Source organism: Actinoplanes octamycinicus (assembly GCF_014205225.1).
Classification (GTDB): Bacteria; Actinomycetota; Actinomycetes; order Mycobacteriales; family Micromonosporaceae; genus Actinoplanes; species Actinoplanes octamycinicus.
In genome coordinates this window covers 7,525,897-7,548,696 of sequence record NZ_JACHNB010000001.1, presented here as the reverse complement: position 1 = coordinate 7,548,696, position 22,800 = coordinate 7,525,897, and the positions used below count along the sequence as shown (strand labels likewise).

Sequence of the window (22,800 nt, the reverse complement as noted above, 5' to 3'; positions counted from 1 at the left end):
CCGGGCGCACCGCCGTCATGGGGTTCCGTGGCAGATGAAGGCGCCCCATTCGGTGGCGGGTCGATTCTGGGCGGCGGCTTCGCGCTGGGCTTCGGCCAGGGCTTCGGGGGCGGAGCCGGAACGCAGATAGGCCCGGTAGAAGCGGGTCATCAAGCGGGCGGTGGGGCGGTCCGGGACGTTCCACAGGGAGGCGACCACGGCGGCGGCTCCGGCTATGGCGAAGGAGCGGTGCAGGCCGAAGGCGCCCTCGGCGTCGTGGATGCGGCCGAGGGCGGTCTCGCAGGCGGAGGCGACCACCAGGCGGGTGCCGCGCAGGTCGAGGTGGGTGATCTCCTCGGCGGAGAGGATGCCGTCGGCGTCCGGGGTGTTGGCGCCGGCCAGGCCGAGGCCGGCGGTGACCCGCTGGGTGGGGCCGTCGGACTCGGCCCGGACGAAACCGTGGGTGGCCAGGTGCAGGATCGTCGGCGGGGGATCGCGGCGCAGGGCGGACTTGGTGGCGGCGGGTCCGGTCAGCGGGGTGACGCCGAGGAGGCCGGCGATCAGGCGGGCTTCGCGGGCGGTGCCGGGCAGCGGGGTGAAGACCCGCTGGAGGGCGGCGCGGCGCAGATGCGGATCGTCGGGCCGAAGTCCGGATCGGCCAGGATCACCGCGGCCCCGGCCTCAGCCGGGGGTGGCACTGGGCCGGCCAGGAGGTCCCGGGGACTGGTCAGGTGGCTGATCGTGTGGGTGGCCACCAGCGGGCGGCCGTCCGGGCCGGGCAGGGTCGCCGGTGGCACCCGGTGGATCAGCCCGTCCGGGACGATCACCAGGCGGGTGGCGTCGGTCGGCAGCGGGGCGATCAGCGCCCGGTACACCTCGTCGCCCGTGACGCGCCACCGTTCCCGGTCGGGCCGGTCGTCGCCCGGGACGACGACCGTACGATAGGCCTCGATCGCCACCTCGATCGGCCGTGCGTCGCCGAGGTCGACCACCCGGGTTCCCGCCGCGTCCCCGGCCGGCAGGCAGAAGGCCGCATAGCGAGCCGCTGCATGATCGATCCCGGCCAGTCCCCGGTGCGCGTAGCGGACGAACTGCACCAGGCACGACCCGGACGGCAGCGCGGCCGCGAGGTCCGCCAGGGCCAGCCCGGTGAGCGCCGCCGACGGCCGGGCCTCGCGGACCGTGGTGGCGATCCGCTCCTCGATCGCCGCCCGGGCGCGCAGCCGGTCCCGGGTGGTGGCCGCCGGGACGCTGCCCGCGCCGACCAGCGCGCCGGCCAGCTGCTGGTCCAGGGTGGCCAGCCGGGCCAGGTCGTCGGCCAGTTCCGGGTAGCCGCCGGCGAGCACCGCGGCCCGTTCCCGGGCGGCCGCCTCGAAGGTCAGGCCGGTCCGCTGGATCACCAGGCGCAGCGTGGCCCGCACCTCGGGGCCCCGCTCCGCGCCGCCGTCGAGCAGCGCCTCCAGCAGCCAGTCCCGCACCCCGCTCCGCGCCTCGGCGAGGAACCGCAGCCGGCCCGGCTCCGGGGTGGCGCCGAAGACCGGGCCGAACAGCCGGTTCTGCCGGTCGGCAGCGGTGAGCAGGTCGGTGAGGGCGGCCGCCCGGTCGCCGGCCCGGGCGCGCAGCCGGCCGCGCAGCACCAGCCCGCGGACCACCAGCGGATCGTGGTCGCCGGCGGTACGCACGGCCAGCTCCAGCCCTGCCTCGGTGTCCGCGGCCGCGGTCCGGCGGCGCAGGTCGAAACCGAGCTGACCGGCGTCGATCAGCGCCGAGGCGAGCCGGAACGCGTCGGTGTCGGCGCCCGCCGCCCGGTAGACCCGGATCGCCCGCCGGGTCAGCCGCAGCGCCCGCCGGGTCCGGCCCGCGTGCCCGTACGCCATGGCCAGCGTGACCAGGCTCTCCGCCGTCGCCGAGTGCTGCCGCCCGTACTCCCGGATGCGCATCCGCAGCGCCCGCCGGTTGAGCCGGACAGCCCGCTTGGCGTTGCCCTGTTTGGCCTGGTAGATGCCGGCCTGGCTGAGGTTCGCCGCGACGTGCCCGGCCAGGCCGTGCCGGCGCAGCAGGACGGCGGCGGCCCGGTTCGCCCGGTCGGCGGCCGCCACGTCGCCGAGCGCGGAGTGGATCCGGGCCAGCAACTGCAACCCGAAGCCGTGCGCGAGACCCTGCTCCGGCTCGGTGATCGCCAGGGCCTGGCGGCACCGGGTCATCGCCTCGTCGTACTCGCCGAGCAGGCAGTGCGCGTCGGCGAGGGCGCGCAGCGCGGTCTCGGTGGTGGCCGCCTCCGGGCCGTCGGTGGCGGCCAGCGCCTGGTGACAGAGTTCCAGCAGACGCTTGGTCTCGGCGTACCGGCCGAGCTGCCGCTGGATGCTGGCCAGCGCGCGCAGCGTCTCGGCGTATCCGGGGGTGGTCAGCGGCCGTCCCTCCATCCGGGACAGGGCGCGGTCGGCGGCGCGCCGGGCGCCGGTCAGATCGTCGTTCATCCGGCAGCGCATCGCCTCGGCCAGGTCGGCCATCGGCCCGACCGCCGGGTCGTCGTTGCCGAACGACTGCAGCATCCGGATGATCCGCTCCGGGTCCGGGGCAGTCACCGTGGCTCCGCGCTGGTGCTGCCGGACATCTCCCAGATCTGCAGCACCCGCCCCGGATCGAAGTCCGGCAGCGTGAACAGCCGCCGGAACCAGCGCAACTGACCCTCGATCTCCCGCGGGGCGCGCAGCCACCGCCCGGAGCTGCCGGCCAGCAGCGTCCGCGCCTCGGCCCGGCACCGCCACCGGTCGCGGGGCCGGATCCGGACCGCGGCGGCCTGCGCCCGCAGCCGCTCCGCGGACCGCGGATCGTCGTCGATCACCGCGGCCAGGGCGCGGACCAGGCAGGCGTCGATTCTCGCGTACGGGACCAGGTCCGGCCGGGCCAGCATCGCGTCCAGCAGCGCGATGGCCTCGTCGTCCCGCCGGGCGGCGAACAGCGCCCGGGCCAGCTGCGTCTCGGCGGCCTGCCGCAGCCCGGCCAGGCCGGTCCCGCCGAGCGCGGCGACCGCCTCCCGCCACGCCTCGACCGCGCCCGCCGGGTCGCTGTCCCGCCGGGCGGCCAGCACGTCGTGCTGCGCCCGGTGGTAGCGGAACACCCGGACGTCCCGGCCGGTCCCGGCCACCGCCTCGATCGCCTCGTCGGCGATGTCCGCCCAGCCGGTGTCGTCGTCGTTGCCGCGCAGCGCGCCGCCGAGCGTGGCGGCGTCCCGGGCCGCGCCGGCCCGCTGCGGATCGGCCAGACCCTGGTTGGCGGCCCCGATCAGGTGCACGATCAGGCTGCCGTCCCGGCCGCGGCGGCCGGCCCACTCGTCGAGGAGCCCGGCACGGGAGACCGGGTTCAGGCCGATCAGGTCGGTGACGACCCGGGCGTAGAGCGGCGCGGCGCCGTACCGGTAGTGCAGGTGGAGATCGGCCGCGAGGATCACCAGGGCGGTGCCGGTCAGGGCGGGCGCACCCGGGTGCCGCATCGCCAGCAGGGCGGCCAGCAGCCCACCCTGCACCAGCACCGCCGCCACCAGCGAGCGGGTGCCGGCCCGGCCGCGGATCCCGGCCACGAAGCGGAGAGCCAGGGCCAGCGGCGGCGCGCAGAGCATCACCTGCCAGGCCGGCGCCGCGTCCAGCGTCGCCACCAGCGCCGCCCCGAACGGTCCGAACGCGACCACCGCGATCGCGGCCACCCGGCCTGCCTCGAACCGGGCCTGCTGCCGCAGCCAGGGCGCCGGGAGCCCGGCGATCCGGCGCAACCAGAGCGCGTAACCGGCGGCGACCGCGAGCAGGACCCAGGTCGTGGTGACGACCGCGGCGACGGCCAGCGCGGCGGCCACCGTCCACAGCAGCGCCTGCCGGATCCGCGGCCGGCCGTCCCGCAGCAGGTCCCGGACGGCGGCCATCCGGGCCGGTCCGAGCAGCACGAACCGGGCCAGCACGGCGGCGCCGAGCGGCAGGAAGAAGTACTGCCCGGCCGGTGCGTCCGGGGCGAGAACCCAGGCGGTCAGCGACCCGGCGGTCGCCATCGTCACGGCGCCGGTCAGTCCGAGCAGGACGGCCGGCAGCGTCATGCCGAGCCGCAGCGCCGTGGTGCCGGCCGGGATCCGGTCCAGGACCGGCAGCAGGGCCACCGTGGCCGCGACCGCCACGACCACCCCGAGCACCAGGTCGCGCAGCAGACCGGTGGCGGACAACCGGACCCGGCGGCCCCGCAGGACGGTGGCCAGCAGGGCCACCACCGCGGCGGCGACGCAGGTCAGCATGGGGCAGAAGCGTAGCCACGCGGATGCCCTGCGTGATCCTGCGGACGGGCGACCCCGTCCGAGAATCAGGGCTTGAGCTCAACCGACGTTGAGGTTTTACGGTGCTGACGACCGTGACCGGAAAGCTGCGCCGACGGAGGGCAGATGGCGAAGATCGTGGTATTCGACGAGTACGGGGGCCCGGAGGTACTGCGTCTCGCGGAGATCCCGGACCCGGAACCGGGCGCCGCCCAGGTGCGGATCCGGGTCCGGGCGGCCGGGGTCCAGCCGATCGACTGCGCCACCCGGCGGGGAGATCTCGCCACCTATCGGCCGTTGCCCTTCCCGATCCGGCTCGGCAACGAGGTGGCCGGCGTCGTGGACCGGGTCGGCGAGGGGGTCACCGGCTTCGCCGCCGGCGACGAGGTGATCGCCTTCCTCAGCCTGCAAGGCTATGCCGAGGCGGTGGTGGTGCCGGCCGGCCAGGTCGCCCGGAAACCGGAGAAGATGTCCTGGGCGGAGGCCGGCGTGCTGACCGCTTCCGGACAAACTGCCTGCACCGCGCTCGACGAGCTGCGGGTCGGCCCGGCCGACACCCTGCTGGTCCACGCCGCGGCCGGCGGGGTCGGCTCCTACGCCGTCCAGCTCGCCGCGGTCCGCGGCGCCCGGGTGATCGGCACCGCCAGCGAGCGCAACCACGACTACCTGCGCTCGCTCGGCGCCACCCCGGTCAGCTACGGACCCGGCCTGGCCGACCGGGTGCGGGCCGCCGCGCCGCAGGGCATCACCTGCGCGCTCGACGCGATCGGCGGCGAAGCCCTGGACGTGTCGCTGGAACTGCTCGGCGTCCCGGACCGGATCGTCACGATCGCCGACTGGGCCCGCTCCGCGAAGCTCGGCATCCGCCGGATCAGCAGCGAGCGCACGGTGGCCAAACTCGACGACCTGACCCGGCTCTGGTCCGAGGGCCGGCTCCGGATCGAGGTCGCCGACAGCATCCCGCTGAGCCGCGCCGCGGACGCCCACCGCCTGGTCGAATCCGGCCACGTGCGCGGCAAGGTGGCCCTGGTCGTCGACTGATCGGAATATCGGTCGCGGGGCCCGGCGGGCATCCAATAGCGTGCGGCGACCCGCCAAACGAGGAGGCCATCATGTACCACGACGAGACGTCCTTTTGAGCCGACCAGCAAACGCCGCCGGGGGTTCCCTCTAGTGAGACCCAGGTCAAGCGAGGCGACCGGGTGGTCGGGCAGGACAAAGAACTGATCGAGAAACTCGGCGGCAAAGACCCGTGCCCCTGCGGCTCCGGGCGGCGGTTTCCGCCGGTGCTGCCGGGCCGGCGGCAGATTCGACGACACCAACGGTCACTACTACGTGCGTGACTGACTGGTCCGCAGCGCGGTGTCCAGGCTGCGGACCAGCTCGCCGACGCGCCCGCCGCCCTCCGGGGCGGCGGGATAGCGTCGCAACACGTCGATCACGACCGGCGAGGCGAGCTTCCCGGCCTCGGCGAGGGCGGCGGCCGGGTCGCCCGAGGTGAGCTCGATCGCCCGGGCCGCGCTGGCCGCCGCACCCAGGATGTGGATCACCTGGGTGGGCTTGGCCAGCGGGTGCAGGAAGGCGGCGCCACACGTGTGACCGGCCGCCCGGGCCGCGTCGTGGGCGGCGGCCCGGCCGGCGTCCCGCGCCTCCTGCGCCGCCCGGTGCGCGGCGAAGGCGCAGTCCCGCAGCAGCCGGGTCCGCTTGGCGCCCCCGGCGAACTGCTCCGCCGCCTCGATCGCGGCACGCGGCCGGGGATCGCCCGGGCACGCGTGCTCGTAGATCTCCAGCGCCGGCCGCGCGCACGCCACCGCGAAGCCGGTGACGGCGCGCAGCTCGTCCAGGGTGAGCGGGACCGTGGCGGCGTTCTCCGTCATGCCGCCCATCCTTCACCACCGGATCCACCCCGCCCGGCGCCGTGCTTGCGGACATGCCGGAGACCACGACGGACCCCTTTCGGCGCCACGGCTCCGGGCGTACCGGAAATCGTCGATCCGCACCCGGGCGGACCGTGACCTCAGGGCCGCGCTTCTCGCTTCGCGTCGATCGGCGTGCGGGCCAAGAAGGTGGTCGAGGCCGCTGCGAAGATCGCGGCCACCACGAAGATCAACCCCGGTTTTCCGTACGCGAGGAGCGCCCCGAACGCAGCGCTTGCCGTCAGCGGCACCGCGGTCTCGGCCACCGCCCCGATCGCGGACAGCGCGCCCTGCACCGTGCCCTGCTCGTCCGCGCCGGCCGTGGCCGAGATCCAGGACTGGGCTGCCGCGCCGCCGGCCGCGGACAGCACGCCGACCGACAGCAGGAGGTAGAGCTGCGCCGGAGTGGACGCGAAGGCCGTACCGGCAAAGGTGGTGACGGTGAGCAGGCCGCCGCCGATCGCGGTCCGCTTCTCGCCGAACCGGCGGACCACCGGGCCGACGGCCCGCGCCTGGAAGAGCGCGCCGGCCAGCGCGGTCCCGGCGATCACCAGGCCGACGTGCGCGGTGCCCCAGCCGAACCGGAAGGTGAGGAAGAACGCCCAGGTCGCCTGCTGGATCATCCGGGCGATGTCGGCGCACAGCCGGGCCCGGGCGAGCCGGCCCAGAACCGGGCGGCGCAGCACCGCGGCGATCGCGCTCACCGGGTTCGTGGTGCGCAGGGTGAGCGGCGTGGTGCGGTCACCGGGCCGCGACTCGGGCAGCACGAACCGGCCGTAGGCGAGGTTCGCGAAAGACAGCGCGGCCGCGGCGAAGAACGGCAACCGCACGTCGACCGCGCCGAGCAGCCCGCCGATCGTCGGCCCGGCGACGAAGCCCAGACCGAAGGCGGCGCCGATCAGGCCGAAGGCCCGGGCCCGCCGCTCGGGCGGGGTGACATCCGCGATGTACGCGTTGACCACCGTGTTCGTGCCGGCGCAGGCACCAGCCAGGGCGTGCACGGCGAGCAGCGCCCACGGGCTGCCGGCGATCGCGTGCGCCAGCCAGTCGACGCCGAGACAACCCAGCGAGAGCAGCAGCACCGGCCGCCGGCCGTAGCGGTCGGACAGCCGGCCGAGCAGCGGCGACGCGGCGAACTGGAACAGGCCGAACACCGTGCCGAGCAGGCCGGACCAGAGCACGGCCCGGGCCGGACCGGCGGTCAGCTCGGTGAGCAGGGCGGGCACGATCGGCACGATCAGGCCCAGGCCGAGCATGTCGACGAAGACGGTGACGAGGAGGAAGGTGAGGGCGTTGGCCCGGCGCATGTGCGGTCCTTGGTCGAGAGGGACAGGACCCCTCCCGAGCACGGAGGATCAGAATATCGGTGGCGTCAAATCATTTTCCGAACCTGCGCGGCGGACGCTGCCGGGCGCGCTCCTGGCCACGCCGCGCCCCCGGCCGGGCTACGAGGCACGCCCTAATCTGGCCGGGTGAGTTTCAGCGCTTATGCGCGGCGGGTGCGGGATCCGGCGGTGCCGTTCCGGTGGCGGGTCTCGGCCCTGCGGTCGTGCGTGCAGTTGTACCGGCCGCTCGGGTATCACGCCACGCTGGACTATCTGCGGGAGCGGGCCGGCAGGTTCGACCGGGACGAGGCGGCGCTGCTGCGGGCGCTGGACGCGCTGCGGGCCAGCCGGGCCGGATGGCATGCGGACCTGCGGGAGTACGCGGCGGCGCGCGCGGAGGCCAAGCGGCACGGGCAGCGCAGCCCCCGGCCGGGGGAGCGGAACCCGAACCACAAGCCGGCGGTTTGGTACGGCGCGCCGCGGGACGGGGCGCTGCACGCGCTGACGTATTGGCGGCGCAAGCGGCTGGAGGAGTTGCGGAGGTCGGAAGATCCGGCCGTGGAGGCGGTGGATTCCTGCGTGGGTGCGTGCTTGGCGGCGGGTGGGCCGCTCGGCGACGCTGAGCGGGAGCGGCTGGCCGGGGTGGTGCGGGAACTCGGGGAACGGCTGGCGGGCGGCCTGTATGACGAGGATTACGCCGCCTACTGCCGGACGCGCGAACTGCTGTCGGTGGCGGCGTTGGTGTCCACAGCGGACGGGTCAGGCGTACCTCAAACGGTGTCCTGACCCTTGTCGTCCGTCACTGGTCCCGCGTACAGTTGCGGAGTGCCAACTGAGTGGGGGTCCGTCGAAACCGGTGCGCTGCTGGCGAGTCCGCTGGCTCCGCTCGCGCTCTGGTCCAGCAGGCGGCCACCCGACGTCGCCGATCGGGTGGCCGAGCGGATCGCCGCACTGACCAATCCGGAGGAGCGGTTGGTTCTGCTCGATCTCAGCATGCTCGCCGAGGACGACCTCGCCGAGCAAGTTATTGAGGCGTTGAGGAGTGATGGGTATGGGATTTGATCTTGAGAAGACAGAAGCCGGGCGCGAGATTGCTGAGAAATACCGGGAACTGGGCCGCCAGCAAGGTCAGCAGGAAGGTATGAAGCTAGGCCGTCAAGAAAGCCAGGACGAAGCTCTGAGCTTAGGCCGCCAAGAAGGTCACGAGAAAGGTTTGAGTCAGGGCCGCCTGGAGGGCCACGAGAGCGGCCGGAGACTAGGACTTCAAGAAGGACGCGAAGAGGGCCTGGTGCGGGCCATGGTGGTTGCGCTGCAAGTGCGGTTCGGGGATGTCGCCGGCCTGGGCGCGCTGGCGCGAAAACTCGTGTCTGATGATTACAAGGCGAATCTGGAGCGCGTCGTGAACGGTGTGACCCTGGACGAACTCGAACTCGAACAGAGCGGAGAGGGTCAGCGGTAGCCGCGCTCCTGCAACAAATCCAGCGCGACCAGCGGCAGCAGGCCAGCGCCGCCGCGACGGCCGGCAGCAGGCGCAACAGGCGAAGACCGCCGTGGACCATCCCCCCGGAGTGGACCGCCGTCGATCCCTCCATACTGTCGCCCGTGACACTCGACGCGTTCGTGTACTGCCGCTGCTGGCAGGACGGCCTGGCAGTCCCGCCGCCGGTCGGACCGGTCGGGTTCGACGAGGACGGCCGGATCGGCCTGCTGGCACCGTGGAGCCGGGAGACCGCGGACGCGCACGACGCGGTCGACGAGTGGGTGCGGCACGGCTGCGCGCACGAGGGCATGGAGCTGGCCGACGAGCATCTGGGCGCGTGGTCCGGGGTGCGCTCGTTCGAGCAGGCGCTGCGGGAGGCGGGCTCGTTCGGCACGCTGCTCGGCGTCATGCCGCGGAGCAACGGCGGGCAGATCCCGGTCGCTGCGGTGCCGCGGGTCGTCGCCGAACTGGACCACTTCGAGCGGGCGGCGCGCCTCACCGATCAGACGGTGCTGGTCGACGAGGGGAGCGGGCGGCCGCTGTACAGCTACATCGAGAGCTACGGCGGCGTGTTCATCCTGGGCCCGGACCAGGAGGTCGGCGTGGATCCGCACGGCTTCTTCGTGGTGGACAAGACGGCATCTTCGCCGACGGTCCGGTTCCGCGCGATGCGCTTCTCGCAGCGGGTGCTGCCGGGCGGGTACCTGGAACTGGCGGCGGACGGGCAGCTCCTGCGCCTGGAGATGTCGCCGATCGGCAGCTTCCTCCCAGAGCCGCCGCAGCACTTCGCGGTCGAGTCCCGTCCGCGCACGGCGGCCGACTACAGCTTCATCGTGGGCGCTCTGCGCCGGTTGTGCGCCGCCTCCCTGACCACCGGCAACCCGGTGATGTGGACTTAGAGATCGCCGGACCTGCGGACGGTCTCGCCCCGACAGCGATGCATGGGCAAGACCCCTTCATGGTCAGTGCGGACCGCCTACGGGCGGGCGTAAGGTCCGAAGCGTGATCGGGAGTGGGCGGCTGGGCAGGGTCGGGGTGTGGCGCGGCGTGCAGGCCGTCGACCGGCAGATGGCCGCGGCCATCGAGGGGCTGGGGTACGGCGCGGTCTGGCTGGGCAGCTCGCCGGGCGCTGACCTGCGGGTGGCCGAGGAACTGCTGGACGCGACGTCGTCGCTTGTCGTCGCGACCGGGATCGTGAACATCTGGATGTCCGACGCGGCCGAGCTGGCCGGCTCGTTCCACCGGATCGAGGCCCGCCATCCGGGGCGGCTGCTGCTCGGGATCGGGTCTGGGCACCGGGAGGCCACGCCGGAGCGGGTCCGTCCAGTCGACGCGATGGCCCGCTATCTCGACGTGCTCGACGAGCGGGGTGTGCCAGCCACGGCGCGGGTGCTGTCGGCGCTCGGCCCGCGGATGCTGGCGCTGGCGGCCGAGCGCAGCGCCGGTACCCATCCGTACCTGACGGTGCCGTCGCAGACCGCGGAGGCGCGGGCTGTGCTCGGCCCGGACGCGCTGATCGCCCCGGAGCAGACCGTGGTCCTCGACCCGGATCCGGTGTCCGCCCGGCGCAGCGCCCGCGTGTTCCTCACCCGCTATCTGACCTTGGCGAACTACGCCGGCACCATGCGCCGGGCCGGTTTCACCGACGCGGACCTGGCCGGCGACGGCAGCGACGAACTGGTCGACCGGATCGTCGCCCACGGCGACGCGCCCAGGCTGGCTGCCGCCGTCCGGGCCCACCTGGACGCCGGCGCCGACCACGTGTGCGTCCAGGTCCAGCCGGCCACCGACGACATCCTTCCGGCGCTGCGGTCCCTGGCCGTCCAACTCAGCCTGCGTGGCACACCGTGACGGTGCCGTGTGACGCCGTCCCGGTTCTCATGGCTTGACTGTCGCTGACCCCGCACCCAACCGTGACAGCCTGGACAGCCAATGCTTCTCCTGAACGGGGTCAGCGACGCGATATCGGGCCAGCAAGCCGGGATCCGGGGCGGGTGGCCGGTCCGGCACACGTAGGACACCCGCTCGCGGACGGATCGCCCCCTCCGCTGTCGTGAGGTCGCCCTCGAACAGGGCGAGCGTGTCGAGGCCGCAAGCGAAGTCAAGTTCGGGGAGGGCCGCGGCAAGAAAGAGCTCCGAGACCAGCCCGATGCTCGTTTCCAGGGCCGAAGACACGACGCAGGGCAGGCCGGTCTGCTCGATGATCTCCAGCGCTCGTCGTACTCCGCCGAGCGGCGCGCACTTGACGACAGCTACGTCGGCCGCTCCCGCCAGTGAAACGCGAAGGGGATCGGCGGCCCGGCGGATCGACTCATCGGCTGCGATCCGGACATCCACCCGGCGACGGACAGAAGCCAACTCGTCAATCGTCTGACACGGCTGTTCGACGTATTGGAGACCCCCGGCACTCCGATCGAGCAAACCGATGTTGCGAACCGCCTCCGTGACGTCCCAGGCGCCGTTCACGTCGATGCGCAGTGCACCCGTCGGGCCCAAGGCGTCACGAACGGCCTCGACGCGGGCCAGGTCCTCGTTCAGGGAGGCGGGATGGCTGCCCACCTTCACCTTGGCGGTCCGGCATTCAGAAGACCGGGTCAGGTGGTGTGCCTGCGCCGGATCCACGGCCGGAATGATGCAGTTCACCGGGACGGTCTCGCGCACCGGCGCCGGCCAGGATCCGCTGCACGCCTCGATCGTGGCGTCGAGCCAGGACTGCGACTCCTCGTCGTCGTACTCCAGGAAGGGGCAGAACTCGCCCCATCGGTCGCCCGCCCGGACCACGACTCCTTGGCGTGTGGTGAGCCCACGAAAGCGGGTGCGCATGGGTATCTCGTAGACCCACACCTCATCGAAGGGCAAGGTGCCACCGGTCATCGCGGAGGCTCCTGCGCCGACGGCGTTCCGGTCCGCTCGGCGGGCCCGAAGGAAACACCGCCGGAGATCTCCGTGGCCTGCACGAGATGCCCGCCGACGCTCCCGGTCACGATGTTGGTCGCCTGGTTCGACCTGGTCTGCGGTGCGACGGTGATGGCGGTCCACTGCTGCTGAAGAGCGCGATCGAATGTCGGGTCAGCCTGCCGAAGCCGGGTGATCTCCTCAGCGAGAGCCTCCACGACCACCGGTTTCTGGTCGGCCTCCGCTGCGGTCAGCAGCTCAGCCCCGCGGTCCTCTCGGGAAAGCCGGTCGCGGACGAAGGCGACGAAGCGCCGCCACGCATCGGGAGTCTGCTGGACGGCCATTTCGGCACCCTTGGCGGCTACCGCCCCGGCGATCGCCAGACTGATCGGATCCATGTTCGTCTCCCGGCTGCTTGTTCACCACTAGGGTCGGAGTAACCAAGTATCGACTTTCAGTAATCAGAACCTTACGATATGTCAGCCAGCTGGGCATCGAAGCTGACCATCTCGGAGTGAGTCATGAGTATGCCGTCGGATGCCATCACTCCCCGTGACGATCCCGGTGAGCCCGCGGGGAGTGCTGGATCGGTGGAGGGCAGCGACCCCGGTGCTGTAGCGGCCCTCGACCCGCCCGACGGCGGGAGTCTGACAGTCATCAACCAGATCAACTCTGCGGTGGAGGGCTCGGTGGTGCAAGCGGCCATCGTGCATCTACACCCGCCGTCGTTGCCGGCGCCACCGCTGCCCCGGCAACTTCCCCGGGCTCCTGCCCACTTCACTGGCCGTGCGACTGAGGTGGCGCTGCTGGACGGCCTGCTCGATGCGCCGCCACTCGCCGAGCCCGGCCCGGTCGTCATCACCGCCGTGGCCGGAACCGCGGGCGTCGGCAAGACGGCGCTCGCGCTGCACTGGGCGCATGCCATGGCGGATCGATTCCCGGATGGTCAGCTCTATCTGAACCTGCGTGGCTACGACGCGCGTTCTCCCATGACCGAGTCCGAGGCGCTCGGGCAGCTCCTCCGAGCGCTCGGTGTGGCGCCCCTGCAGATCCCGAGAACCGCTGAGGAGCAGGGGGCGCTCTTCCGTTCCCTGGTGGCGGGTCAGCGCCTGCTGATCGTCCTGGACAACGTCGGACGCAGCGACCAGATTGCCGGGCTGCTTCCGGGCACCTCCTCAAGCCTCGTTCTGATCACCAGCCGCAGCACCTTGTCCGGCATCGCGGCGCTCGAGAATGTGCCCCGCGTCTTCCTGGACGTCCTGGATTCGAACGAGGCACTCGAGTTGTTCGGGCGCATCGTCGGACCGGAGCGGGTCGACGCGGAGGCTGCTCAGGCTCAAGCGCTGGTCGAGAAATGCGCTTTCCTGCCACTGGCCATCAAGATCGCTGCCGAGAGGGTGTCGAACGGCTCCTACGACTGCCTCGCCGATGCGGTTCGGGAACTCCAAGCACATTGCCTGGACGAGTTGAGTGACACGGACTATGACCAAGCGCGGATCCGCGCGGTCTTCTCATGGTCGTATCAGGCCCTCAAGGCGGACCTCCAGCAAGTCTTCCGCTTGCTCGGCTTGCATCCGGGACCCGCGATCGATGCCTGGGCCACCGCTGCCTTACTGTCGCGGCCACGACGTGCGGCACAGAAGGCCCTTCGGATCCTGCGTGATGTCAGTCTTCTGGAAGAGCCGCGACCGGGGCGGTTCCGGATGCACGACTTGTTGAAGCTCTACGCGCAGGAACTCGTGGCCAAGGAGTCCAGCCGGTCCGACCGAGGCGCGGCGCAGCGACGGCTCGCCGAGTGGTATCTGTGTACTGCCGAGCAGGCGGACACCATCTTGAACAAGCACCGGCGCCGGCCGAGCATCGATCCAGCCGAGCGGCCACGTCAGCAGAGAGTCTTCGGTGCGCCCATTGAGGCTTTGGACTGGTTCGAGCTCGAGCGGGTCAATCTGGTGGAGACAACCAGGGCCGCTGGGGAGAGGGGGCTGCACACCATCGCGTGGCGGTTGCCTCTATTCGCCTTCACCTACTTCCGTCTCCGTAGTCACTGGAACGACTACATGACCACATTCGACCTCGGTCTGCGGTCGGCGCAGATCATCGGTGACGCCTTCGCCGAAGGATGGCTCGCGAGCAATCTCGGGATCGGAGCGAAGGAGACCGGACAATACGAGGTCGCCTTGGGCTACCTCGAGCAGGCGTTGGTGATTCGCCGTCGGTTGGGTGATGCCTACGGCGAGGGTCAATCGTTGCATCACATGGCCGGAGTGTTGGAGAAGCTCGACCGCTCCGAGGAGGCCGAGGAGGTCTACCGAGCCTCCATGCGGTTCCATCGCGCCGCGGGAAACCGTTACTGCGAAGGCGCGACGTTGATCAGCATGGGTGAGTATCTGCAGCGAAACGGCCGGCGTCGCGAAGCATTGCGTCGATACCGCCAGGCTTTGGAGATCCACACTGAGATCGGCTACCTCTTCGGGCAAGGGCATGCCCTCCATCTCGTCGCGTCGATCACCGAGGAACTCGGGGACACCGCTGGCGCGATCGACGCCTACCGCCGGGCACTGGATTGCCGGATGCGGATCGGTCATGCGGTCGGACAGGCAGAGACCCTGGAACGTCTGGGAACGGTGGTGGCGGGAACCGGGCTCCGCGAAGAAGCCGCGGCCATGTGGCGAGAGGCTCTTGCGATCTTCGACCGGTTGGGCGACATCCGGGCAGATGGCATCCGTGCGCTGCTCGGCGTCGTTACCGGGCCGGACGCTGCATCGGGTGCGTGAGCCGGCGCCCGGTCCGGCCGCGAATTGATACCTTCCGACGATGGAGATCGATCGGCATCTGGACTGGGAGGGCTGTTTCAACATCCGTGACCTCGGTGGGCTGCCGACCCGAGACGGGCGGCGGACCAGGTGGCGGGCGGTGGTCCGGGGGGACAACCTGGATCGGCTGAGTGCGGGTGGGTGGGCGGCGCTGCGGGACTATGGCGTGCGGACCGTTGTCGACCTGAGGGAGGACGACGAGAGGGAGGACGGCGAGCGGGCGGGCGCGGTGTCCCGGCCGGACGGGATCGCCGTGGTGACCGTGCCGTTGGACGACAACGGGGACGCGGACTTCTGGTATCGGTGCGTCGACTCCGAGATGGATGGCACGCCGCTCTATTACCGGCCGTTCCTGGAGCACAAGGCGGACCGGTGCGCGGCGGCGGTCGCGGCGGTGGCCCGGGCCGCGCCGACCGGTGGGGTGGTGGTGCACTGCGGGATCGGGCGGGACCGCACCGGCCTGATCTCGCTGCTGCTGCTCGCGCTGGCCGGGGTGACCGCGGAGGCGATCGTGGCCGACTACGCGGTGAGCGAGGAACGGCTGCGCCACTATTTCGAGCATGACGCCGGCGCGGATCCGGTCGCGGCGAGTCTGGCCCGGCGGGGTACGACGATCGCCGCCGTGCTGGATGACCTGCTGGCCGATCTGGACGTGGAGGCGCGGCTGCGAGCGGCCGGGCTGGCCGCCGAGGATGTGACCGCGGTCCGGAGGCATCTCGTCGCCGGCTGATACTACGGTTGACGTTATATATCGGCAGACGTAGTGTTCCGGTCCATGCAGGAACCGACGTTCTTGATCCTCACCGCCCTGGCGGCGGAGCCCGCACACGGGTATGGCGTGATCCACGCGGTCGAGCAGATGTCGCAGGGCGAGGTCGTGCTGCGGCCCGGCACGCTCTACGGAGCCCTCGACCGGCTGACCGAGAAGGGCCTGATCGAGGTCGATCGGGAGGAGGCGGTCGACGGCCGGCTGCGCCGCTACTACCGGCTCACCGACGCCGGCACGACGGCGCTCGCGACCGAGGTGAAACGGCTGCGGCGCAACGCGGACGCGGCCGCTTCCCGTTTGCGGCTGGCCTTCGGCGGTGCCCGATGAGCGAAGGCGTCGCCCCGGCGGGCGAGGGCGGCGCCCGGATGAGCGAAGGCGTCCCGATGGGCGAAGGCACCACGACAGACGACGGCATCGCGCCGAAGAGCGAAGGCGGTATCCGATGAGCGACCGGATGGAACTGCGCTACCAGCGGCTGCTCCGGGCGTACCCGAAGGCCTACCGCGCCCACCGCGGCGCCGAAATGATCACCACGCTGATGGACATGGCCGCGGCCGGCCGTGGCGCGCCGACCCGCGGCCAGGCGTTGCACCTGGTGCTCAGCGGCCTGCGCCAGCGCTTCCGGCTGCCCGCCCGGCGGCCGCTGGCCTGGGCCGGCGCGCTGGTCGCCGCGGTGGTGCTGGGCGCGTTCGGCGCGACGGCCGGGACCTGGCTGGGCTGGCAGACGGCCGCCCCGGTCCCGTCGGACAGCGAGTTGCGCGAGCTCAACGCGGCAATCTCCGGGATGCCGGCGCCGGCCGCCGTCTACCGGGAGGGGTCGGCCATGCAGGGCCCGGACGCACTGGTCCGGGCGGAGGGGACCGCCGAGCTGTCGGCCGACCGGCTGCGGGCCGCGCTGACCGCGGCCGGCTGGCGGATCACGTCGTTCCAGATCCGGGACGGCAAGGCGATCACCAGTTTCGGTACGGACTGGGGCGCCACGACGACGCCGACCCGAGATCTCTACTACACGGCCGTCAAGGGTGGGCTGAAGCTGCAGGGCACCGGCTCGATGATGGGCGAGGGTGCCGATCAGGGCCGGGCCGGGCCGGTCTCCTGGGCCACCGAGGTGTGGCCGCGCGAGACGGCGGTGATCCGCCCGCTGACTGTCGCCGGGCTGGTCGCCGGCGCGCTCGCCGGATGGCTGGCCGCGGCCGCCTTCGCCGCCTGGGTGCGGGCCAGCGGGCCGCGCCGCCGGCGGGTGGCGACCGGGGCGGGCGTGGTGGCCGCGGCGCTGGCGGCCGTCCCGGCCTACGCGCATCTGCGGGACGCCTACCAGGTGATGGTCTACGCGCACGGTTCGCCCTATCCCTACATCGTCTACAGTCCGGGCGAGGAGATCCCGGTTGTGACCTGGACGGTTGCCGGGCTCGTCGCGGTCGCCGCCGCCCTGGTCGCGGCGTGGCCGCGGCACCTGGACGACGGAGCGGACCGCGAGGGCTGATGAGCAGGAGATCGATGCGGCGGGCGGTCGCGGTCGCCGCATCGGTCGCGGTCGCGGCGGCGTTGCTGCCCGGGCCGTCGTACGGCGACCCGCCCCGCCTCGATCCGGAAGCGTTCTGCCGCGCCGAGCAGGCCGCGTTCTGCTCGGTCCTGGTGATCGACACCGACGCGCCGCCGCCCTCGGTGGCCGGGCTGGCGTTCCAGCCGGTCGCCACCCGGCTGGCCGTCGACGGGGTGCCGGGATGTGTCGGTGGGCCGGGGCGCCCGGTCGTCCGCACCACCACGCCGAGGTTGTCGGCGGCGTTCGACCGGATGCCCGGTGAGGTGACCTTCGAGCTGGTGCCGCTGGACGGCGCCACCGAGCCGGAGATGATCGGCGTGCCGGTGGAGCCGGACCGGACCGCGGTGGCCGAGCTGGACCAGCTGGGGCCGGGGGAGTCGTACCGGTGGCGGGTCCGTGGCACCGGCCTCGACGTGCCGGAGCTGGGCTGGTCGCCGTGGTGCGAGTTCACCGTCGCGGCCGGGCTGCTGGATCTGCGGGACGCCACCGACCTGGACGCGGTGCTGGAGCTCGGGGTCGATCCCGCCCGCCGCTATCCGGTGACGTTGCCGGCTCGGCAGTGGCGGTTGTTCCTGGAGATCTTCGACGAACCGGACGAGGGTCCCGACGACTTCGACGGCGGGCCGGGGGAGGCGAGTGACCGGCTGCGACGGATCGCTGCGGACGTACGCGAACAGCTTTCCGGTCGGGAAGCGACCGTGACCCTGACCGGCGACGAGTGGGCCACAGCGGCGAGCGAACTGGCCGGCCTGGCCGGCGCCTGGGATGACGCGCACGACGAGGATCCGCAGATCGAGCGGGACGGTGCCGCGCACTGGACGGTGCTCGACCGGATCTCCGCCCAGCTCGGCGGCCCCGCCCATCCGGGCCTGGGCCGGGAGCGCTGACCGGGCGGTCCGGGCGCGCCGGTGAGCGCGCCCGGACCGGATCGGTCAGGCCGGTTCGAAGCCGGCGATGTGCAGTGAGAAGGCGCGGATCGAGCCGACGTCGCCGCTGGCGCTGTCGGTGACCTTGAACGTCCAGGTCCCGTCCACCGGCGAGGTCCGCAGGGCGGAGAGCGGTTCGTTCGGTTTCCAGGTGCCGGTGAACGGCGCGGCATCGGACAGCACGGTCGCGAACGGGGTGCTCGCGGCGTCGTCGAAGACCACCTGGCAGAGGTTGTTGCCGCTGGTGCCGCGGCGGCTGAACAGCGTCGCGGTCCGGCCGTCCGGCGCGGTCAGCGTGCCGGTCAGGTCACCGACCCAGGTGTGGTCGATGCCGACGGTGGTGGCGGCGTTGTCGATCGTGCAGGTGGTGCCGTCGATCGAGAAGGTCAGCGAGGAGGCGGTGCCGACGCCGCTGACGTCCACGGTGGCGGTGGCGCCGGCCGGGTTGTTGTCCGGGATCGGCACCGGCGCGCCGCTGTAGGCGAAGTCGCGCACCGGCGTCGGGTGCCCGGTCGCCACCGCCGGGGTGCTGGTGGTGGGCGAGAGCACGCCGGCGAAGGTGGTCTTCACCCGCAGCGTGACCGGCCGGCCGAGCGGGTAGTCCGCGGCCAGCTTGATCTTGAAGTTCTTCGACTTCGTCGCGCCCGCGGCGAGGTTTCCGTACGACGCGGCGTGCGGCGTCACCGTCGCCCGCGCGTCGTCCGGGTCGACCACCTGGTTGACGCCGGTCGCGGTGCCGTCGCCGACGTTCACCGCGGGCAGCGCCAGGGTGCCCTGCTCACCCGGCTCCAGATAGCCGTCGCCGTCACCGGTGGTCTCGGTGACCGTCGGCGTACCGGCCTTGACCAGCGGCTGCGGCGTCGCGCCGGTGTTGCGCAGCAGCAGGTCGGCGCGGATCACGCCGTAGCCGGTGCGCACGTCGTAGCCGGTCGGGGACAGGTCCAGCGCGGTCTCGGTGAGGGCGGCGCGGATCTCCGCGTTGGTCAGCCCCGGGTTGCCGGAGAGGGCCAGCGCGGCGATCGCGGCGGCGTGCGGCGCGGCCGCCGAGGTGCCGAAGAACGGCGAGAAGTCCGGCACCGAGGTGACCACGCCGTCGGCCGCGGTGATCTGCGGCTTGTTGCGGACCACGCCGCCGGTCGCGGTGTAGTCGCCGGGGGTGATCGGCGTGCCGTCCGCCTGGTAGAAGATCCGGCGCGGGCCGTCCGAGGTGAACCGTTCCGGCTTGGTCTGCTTGGTGAACACGTTCGGGTACGGCCCGGCCGGGTTCGGCGGGTCGCCGTCCTCCAGGTCGAACGGCAGCGGGGCGGCGGCCGGCGCCGCGGCCACCGCGAACGCCTGCTCGGCGGCGGCGTGCCCGCGCAGCACCCCGGACGTCGAGAAGCCCTTGAGGGATCCGTCCGGCGAGTCGGTGAACCGGCCGCGGAACGCGCTGAGCTGCAGGTAGCGGACCTCGCCGGAGTACTTCACCACGGCCAGCCGCTGGTTGACGGTGAACTGGCTGGTCGCCAGGATCTCGAACGGGTCGTCGTTGCCGTCCTGGGTGTCCTGCGAGAAGTCGGTGACGTTGCCGGCCGAGTCGAGCAGGTAGAGGTCGTAGTCGTTGGCCGAGCCGCCCAGCGGGTCCGCCCACCACAGGGTGGTGACCACGCCGTTGCTGTTGCGCGACAACGGGTTCAGCACCTGCACGCCCGCGCCCGGGTCGAAGTCGTGCGCCTGGCCGACGAACTTGCCGATGCCCCGGCCGGAGTCGACGAAGTCGCCCTCCCAGTTGCCGGAGGTGCCGTCCAGCTTGTTGCCCTCGTTGCCGGCCGAGCTGAAGTAGTACGCCCCGTCGGCGGTCACCGCGTTCACCGCCTGGGCCGGCAGGCCGTCCTGGAACGGGCTCTCGTGGTAGTACACGACGTCGTCGACGATGATGTCGCAGTGCGCGGTGAAGCGCAGTGCCCGGATGTTCTCCGCGAAGCTCGCCTCGCTGGTGAACGCGGTCGCGAAGCCGAGCTGCGCGTTCGGCACCAGGTCGTGGATGATCTCCAGCATCGCGGTGCCCTCGTCGCCCTCGCCCTCCTGACCGGGCAGCACGTCGAGGTCGGCCGGCAGGTCACCGGAGGCCTGCGAGGCGGCGAGCGAGTCGATGCCGTCGGAGAGCGCGCAGACCTTCACGCCGGTGCCGGTCACCTTGTACTTCTTGCGGGCGGTGTCGGCGGCGTGGGTGCGGTCGCCCTCGGAGACCACCTCGCCGACCGCGGCGATCGCGGCGGCCTTGGCCTCCTGCTCCTTCGCCTTCTCCTGCTTCGACTGGGTCCGCTTGGCCGGGTCGGTCTGGTGCCCGGTGATCGCCCCGTGCGCCAGGTCGATCGCGGTCACGTCCTTCCACCCGGCGATCTCCGGCAGCGCGCTCAGCGGCGCCTCGACCAGCACGGTCCCGGTCTTCGCCGACGGGAACCGGACGGTGGCGCCGGCCTTGCGCAGCCGGGCGAGCAGGCCGTCGTCGACGGCGCCGGCGTGGATCTCCACCTTGGTGGTCCCGGACTTGCTGACCTCCACGCCGGTGGCCACCTTCGGCAGCGCGGACGCGGACACCTTGTTGTCACGTTTGCGCAGCTCGATGGCGAGCCGGCTGTCGAGTTTGCGTTCCGGCTCGGTCAGCGACTTCTTGACCTGCTGGAGCGCGGCGATCTGCGCCCAGCCGGTGGCTTCCGGGTCGGCCGGCGCCTGAGCGTTGGCGGCCGGAGTGGCGAGGGCGGTGACGGTGGCTCCGATCGCGAGCACCGTCACCGAACGCCGGAGAGTAGGTCTGCTGGATCTGTTCAATGCCACAGCCCCCCAAAGACAGGCATCGATTCGACCCTTGTGGATGTTAGCCGCATGGCGATCAGTAATCGACACCTTGCGATGAGTTACTTGGCGTTGATGATGTGTTCACAAGCCGCCAGCACCGCCGCGAGCAGCACCTCGTCCCCGCGCAACTCGTCGTCCGGGCCACCGTTGTTCATGTGCACCCGGTGCCGGCCGGTCGCGATGCTGTCGAGCAGCGGCAGGATCGGCCGGGCGTGCGCGCCCATCGCCCCGAGGACCCGCAGCGCCGGGACGGCGTAGAAGTCGTCGCCGAGATAGTGGGGCAGCGCCGCCAGCAGTTCGGCGGCCGCGGCCGGGCCCTCGTGCCGCCAGATCGCGCCGGCCGTCTCCAACTGGGTGCGGCCGGGCCGTTCGAAGAGGTTCCGCAGTTGCCGGTGCTGGCGCTCGGTGAGCCCGCCGGGACCGTGCTCGGCGAGGCAGCTCAGCACGGCGGCCTCGGTCCGGCCCCGGCCCGGCGACTCGGCCCGCCCGGCGAGATAGTCGTCCGCCGCCACCCGATCGCCGGTGATCACCAGCAGCGCACGGGCCACCGCGGCATTCTGGTGCGCCGCATGCTCCCGGAGTGCCGGTGCCGCCGCCGCGGCGGCCGGCCCGATCCGCTCCAGGGCGAATGCTGACTCCGGGAGATGAGCGATCAGGTCGGGCACCGCGGCCGCTGCCGCCGGACCGAACGCGGCCAGCACCCGCAGCACCGTGTACCGATCACTATCGGTCGCGAGCATTCGCCGGGCTGCGTCCACCAACTCCGCCGGATCGGCTCCCGCCCGAACCACCGCCAGGAGCGCCCCGAGCAGGCCGGGCTCGTCCGGCCCGGACTCCATCATCCGGACCAGTCGGCTGACCACCCGCAGATCACCGGCTGTGCCCAGAGCGACCGTGGCCGCCGCCCCGAGTTCCGGGTCATCAACGATCGCCAGCAGCGCCTCGGCCGCCAGTCGAGTCGCCGCCAGCGACGTCATCAGCGTCCGCGCCGCCGCCGTCCGCGCCGCCGCCGTCTGTGCCGCCGCCGTCTGTGCCGCCGCCGTCCGCGCCGCCGCCGTCCGCGCCGCCGCCGTCCGCGCCGCCTCCGTCTGTGCCGCTGACGACTCGTCGCCTGGCTTCCGCGCGGCTGTCGAGGGCTTCCCGGCGAGCATTCCGGCCAGCAAGGGCGCTATCCGGCCGGGCGCGGCCCTCCACTCCCGCAGCGCCTCGCGGGCGAAGTACACCCTGTTCAGCCCGGACAACCGAGCGGCCCACGCGGCGCAGTCGTCCTCCCGGTCGCGGGCGACCAGCGCCGCCGCCCACCGCTCCCCGGCGGTCCACCAGCTCCCGCGCAGCACGCGATCGGCCGCCTCCAGGTCGGCGAGGACCGCCGCGTCCAGCGCCGCCCACTCGGCCGGTTCGGCGTGGTGCAGCGCGGCGACGTTGGCCAGCAGCCGGACCGCCGGCTCCGGATCCGACCGGAACCGCGGATCGACGTCGTCCCGCAACCGATCCACCAGCGCCGCCCGAACCACCGGATCGGTCGCGGCGCTCAGCACCCGCACCACCCGCTGACGCCCGCCCGCAGCGGCCAGGATGCGCGCCGCAGTCCACGCCACGCGCTGATCGCTTCCGGTCAGCGCCCGCTCGGCAACCTCCGCTGCGGCCGGCCACTCACGATGCGCCGACACCAGCCCATCAAGAAGATCAAAAACAGTTTCGCGTACGCCGGGAAGCCCCGTGCCCGTCCACCACAGCACCCGCCCCGCCGTCGCCCCGTCCCGCTCGGCCCGGACCTCGTCGAAGATCCGTGACCGAACCGGGTCACCCGGGACGCCCGCCGTCCCGGAGGTGAGCGCAGCGTCCAGCCAGGCCCACTCCCCGGGTAGCCGCGCGCTCACCGGTTCAGGCGCCGAGCGCCTTTCTCGTTCGTCATGGCCGCGATGCTACTGCCCGCCGACGAGCGCGCCCGGATGACCATTTCGGCAGACCCGGGCCTACCGCCCGCCGACGGCCGAAGTCGTCCCGGGTGAGCCACGGCGG

General features: G+C 72.5%; 22 protein-coding genes. 13 read left to right on the top strand and 9 right to left on the bottom strand.

The annotated features are described in order from the left end of the window. Nucleotides 1–15: 15 nt before the first annotated feature. From BJY16_RS34065 to BJY16_RS34055, 3 genes are read right to left on the bottom strand one after another with little or no spacing between them, the layout of a single operon-like run. Nucleotides 16–540 (bottom strand): CHAT domain-containing protein, encoded by a 525-nt coding sequence (locus BJY16_RS34065; RefSeq protein WP_275408096.1) that lies wholly within the window; start codon nt 538–540, stop codon nt 16–18. Next, on the bottom strand, nt 540–2,564 hold the full coding sequence (locus BJY16_RS34060; protein WP_185043661.1) for a tetratricopeptide repeat protein: 2,025 nt from the start codon (nt 2,562–2,564) through the stop codon (nt 540–542). Before BJY16_RS34060 ends, BJY16_RS34065 begins: the two co-directional genes overlap by 1 nt. Beyond that, the gene (locus BJY16_RS34055; protein WP_185043660.1) at nt 2,561–4,255 is read right to left on the bottom strand and encodes a hypothetical protein; all 1,695 of its coding nucleotides are present in this window, start codon (nt 4,253–4,255) and stop codon (nt 2,561–2,563) included. The genes BJY16_RS34060 and BJY16_RS34055 overlap by 4 nt, the downstream gene beginning before the upstream one ends. A gap of 144 nt (nt 4,256–4,399) precedes the next feature. Between BJY16_RS34055 and BJY16_RS34050 the strand changes: the two genes are divergently transcribed. Both BJY16_RS34050 and BJY16_RS49030 read left to right on the top strand, forming a co-directional pair. Beyond that, nucleotides 4,400–5,314 (top strand): NADP-dependent oxidoreductase, encoded by a 915-nt coding sequence (locus tag BJY16_RS34050; RefSeq protein ID WP_185043659.1) that lies wholly within the window; start codon nt 4,400–4,402, stop codon nt 5,312–5,314. 161 nt (nt 5,315–5,475) lie between these two features. Beyond that, nucleotides 5,476–5,616, top strand: coding sequence for an SEC-C metal-binding domain-containing protein (locus tag BJY16_RS49030; RefSeq protein WP_203759192.1), 141 nt, complete (start codon nt 5,476–5,478; stop codon nt 5,614–5,616). Here BJY16_RS49030 and BJY16_RS34040 read toward each other — a convergent pair. Then, a complete protein-coding gene (locus tag BJY16_RS34040) occupies nt 5,605–6,150 on the bottom strand; it encodes a putative immunity protein (RefSeq protein WP_185043658.1) in 546 nt (181 codons plus the stop codon). The genes BJY16_RS49030 and BJY16_RS34040 overlap by 12 nt on opposite strands. Before the next feature lie 140 nt (nt 6,151–6,290). Continuing rightward, nucleotides 6,291–7,496: an MFS transporter gene (locus tag BJY16_RS34035; RefSeq protein ID WP_185043657.1), complete on the bottom strand. Its 1,206-nt coding sequence runs from the start codon at nt 7,494–7,496 to the stop codon at nt 6,291–6,293. Nucleotides 7,497–7,661: 165 nt separating this feature from the next. Here BJY16_RS34035 and BJY16_RS34030 point away from each other — a divergent pair, with 165 nt between their 5' ends. The 5 genes from BJY16_RS34030 to BJY16_RS34010 all read left to right on the top strand — a co-directional run bounded on the left by BJY16_RS34030 (nt 7,662) and on the right by BJY16_RS34010 (nt 10,845). Next, entirely contained in the window at nt 7,662–8,300 is a 639-nt protein-coding gene (locus BJY16_RS34030) for a hypothetical protein (RefSeq protein WP_185043656.1), read from the top strand. A gap of 39 nt (nt 8,301–8,339) precedes the next feature. After that, nucleotides 8,340–8,576, top strand: coding sequence for a hypothetical protein (locus BJY16_RS34025; RefSeq protein WP_185043655.1), 237 nt, complete (start codon nt 8,340–8,342; stop codon nt 8,574–8,576). Then, nucleotides 8,566–8,973 carry a FliH/SctL family protein gene (locus BJY16_RS34020; RefSeq protein ID WP_185043654.1) on the top strand — a complete coding sequence of 136 codons (408 nt, stop codon included), beginning with the start codon at nt 8,566–8,568 and terminating at the stop codon, nt 8,971–8,973. Before BJY16_RS34025 ends, BJY16_RS34020 begins: the two co-directional genes overlap by 11 nt. 143 nt (nt 8,974–9,116) lie before the next feature. Next, nucleotides 9,117–9,893 carry a hypothetical protein gene (locus BJY16_RS34015; RefSeq protein ID WP_185043653.1) on the top strand — a complete coding sequence of 259 codons (777 nt, stop codon included), beginning with the start codon at nt 9,117–9,119 and terminating at the stop codon, nt 9,891–9,893. A 103-nt stretch (nt 9,894–9,996) separates the two neighbouring features. Beyond that, a complete protein-coding gene (locus BJY16_RS34010; protein WP_185043652.1) occupies nt 9,997–10,845 on the top strand; it encodes an LLM class F420-dependent oxidoreductase in 849 nt (282 codons plus the stop codon). 27 nt (nt 10,846–10,872) lie between these two features. On the opposite strand, the gene BJY16_RS34005 is transcribed toward BJY16_RS34010, so the two are convergent. Together BJY16_RS34005 and BJY16_RS34000 are read right to left on the bottom strand one after the other, a co-directional pair. Beyond that, nucleotides 10,873–11,868, bottom strand: a complete 996-nt coding sequence (locus tag BJY16_RS34005) for an o-succinylbenzoate synthase (RefSeq protein ID WP_185043651.1) — start codon at nt 11,866–11,868, stop codon at nt 10,873–10,875. Then, nucleotides 11,865–12,287: a hypothetical protein gene (locus tag BJY16_RS34000; RefSeq protein ID WP_185043650.1), complete on the bottom strand. Its 423-nt coding sequence runs from the start codon at nt 12,285–12,287 to the stop codon at nt 11,865–11,867. Before BJY16_RS34000 ends, BJY16_RS34005 begins: the two co-directional genes overlap by 4 nt. A gap of 123 nt (nt 12,288–12,410) precedes the next feature. Between BJY16_RS34000 and BJY16_RS33995 the strand changes: the two genes are divergently transcribed. Genes BJY16_RS33995 through BJY16_RS33975 form a run of 6 tightly spaced genes read left to right on the top strand, consistent with a single transcriptional unit; the run spans nt 12,411 to nt 17,901 of the window. Then, entirely contained in the window at nt 12,411–14,663 is a 2,253-nt protein-coding gene (locus tag BJY16_RS33995; RefSeq protein WP_185043649.1) for an ATP-binding protein, read from the top strand. Between the two features lie 40 nt (nt 14,664–14,703). Further along, a complete protein-coding gene (locus tag BJY16_RS33990) occupies nt 14,704–15,432 on the top strand; it encodes a tyrosine-protein phosphatase (protein ID WP_185043648.1) in 729 nt (242 codons plus the stop codon). Between the two features lie 45 nt (nt 15,433–15,477). Continuing rightward, nucleotides 15,478–15,798 carry a PadR family transcriptional regulator gene (locus BJY16_RS33985; protein ID WP_185043647.1) on the top strand — a complete coding sequence of 107 codons (321 nt, stop codon included), beginning with the start codon at nt 15,478–15,480 and terminating at the stop codon, nt 15,796–15,798. Next, the gene (locus tag BJY16_RS47785; protein WP_260418345.1) at nt 15,795–15,917 is read left to right on the top strand and encodes a hypothetical protein; all 123 of its coding nucleotides are present in this window, start codon (nt 15,795–15,797) and stop codon (nt 15,915–15,917) included. The genes BJY16_RS33985 and BJY16_RS47785 overlap by 4 nt, the downstream gene beginning before the upstream one ends. Further along, on the top strand, nt 15,914–16,954 hold the full coding sequence (locus BJY16_RS33980) for a hypothetical protein (protein ID WP_185043646.1): 1,041 nt from the start codon (nt 15,914–15,916) through the stop codon (nt 16,952–16,954). Before BJY16_RS47785 ends, BJY16_RS33980 begins: the two co-directional genes overlap by 4 nt. After that, entirely contained in the window at nt 16,954–17,901 is a 948-nt protein-coding gene (locus BJY16_RS33975; protein ID WP_185043645.1) for a hypothetical protein, read from the top strand. The genes BJY16_RS33980 and BJY16_RS33975 overlap by 1 nt, the downstream gene beginning before the upstream one ends. A 45-nt stretch (nt 17,902–17,946) precedes the next feature. Here the strand turns inward: BJY16_RS33975 and BJY16_RS33970 are convergent, their stop codons facing one another. Both BJY16_RS33970 and BJY16_RS33965 read right to left on the bottom strand, forming a co-directional pair. Continuing rightward, on the bottom strand, nt 17,947–20,715 hold the full coding sequence (locus BJY16_RS33970) for a S8 family serine peptidase (RefSeq protein WP_185043644.1): 2,769 nt from the start codon (nt 20,713–20,715) through the stop codon (nt 17,947–17,949). 122 nt (nt 20,716–20,837) lie between these two features. Then, nucleotides 20,838–22,658 (bottom strand): hypothetical protein, encoded by a 1,821-nt coding sequence (locus BJY16_RS33965; protein ID WP_185043643.1) that lies wholly within the window; start codon nt 22,656–22,658, stop codon nt 20,838–20,840. Nucleotides 22,659–22,800: the final 142 nt, after the last annotated feature.

Bases quoted from the DNA above. Each gene is read 5' to 3' on its own strand.
- BJY16_RS34055 (WP_185043660.1), bottom strand. From the start codon at position 4,255: ATGCTGACCTGCGTCGCCGCCGCGGTGGTGGCCCTGCTGGCCACCGTC.
- BJY16_RS34050 (WP_185043659.1), top strand. From the start codon at position 4,400: ATGGCGAAGATCGTGGTATTCGACGAGTACGGGGGCCCGGAGGTACTG.
- BJY16_RS34040 (WP_185043658.1), bottom strand. From the start codon at position 6,150: ATGACGGAGAACGCCGCCACGGTCCCGCTCACCCTGGACGAGCTGCGC.
- BJY16_RS34035 (WP_185043657.1), bottom strand. From the start codon at position 7,496: ATGCGCCGGGCCAACGCCCTCACCTTCCTCCTCGTCACCGTCTTCGTC.
- BJY16_RS34020 (WP_185043654.1), top strand. From the start codon at position 8,566: ATGGGATTTGATCTTGAGAAGACAGAAGCCGGGCGCGAGATTGCTGAG.
- BJY16_RS34005 (WP_185043651.1), bottom strand. From the start codon at position 11,868: ATGACCGGTGGCACCTTGCCCTTCGATGAGGTGTGGGTCTACGAGATA.
- BJY16_RS34000 (WP_185043650.1), bottom strand. From the start codon at position 12,287: ATGGATCCGATCAGTCTGGCGATCGCCGGGGCGGTAGCCGCCAAGGGT.
- BJY16_RS33995 (WP_185043649.1), top strand. From the start codon at position 12,411: ATGAGTATGCCGTCGGATGCCATCACTCCCCGTGACGATCCCGGTGAG.
- BJY16_RS33990 (WP_185043648.1), top strand. From the start codon at position 14,704: ATGGAGATCGATCGGCATCTGGACTGGGAGGGCTGTTTCAACATCCGT.
- BJY16_RS33985 (WP_185043647.1), top strand. From the start codon at position 15,478: ATGCAGGAACCGACGTTCTTGATCCTCACCGCCCTGGCGGCGGAGCCC.
- BJY16_RS47785 (WP_260418345.1), top strand. From the start codon at position 15,795: ATGAGCGAAGGCGTCGCCCCGGCGGGCGAGGGCGGCGCCCGGATGAGC.
- BJY16_RS33980 (WP_185043646.1), top strand. From the start codon at position 15,914: ATGAGCGACCGGATGGAACTGCGCTACCAGCGGCTGCTCCGGGCGTAC.
- BJY16_RS33975 (WP_185043645.1), top strand. From the start codon at position 16,954: ATGAGCAGGAGATCGATGCGGCGGGCGGTCGCGGTCGCCGCATCGGTC.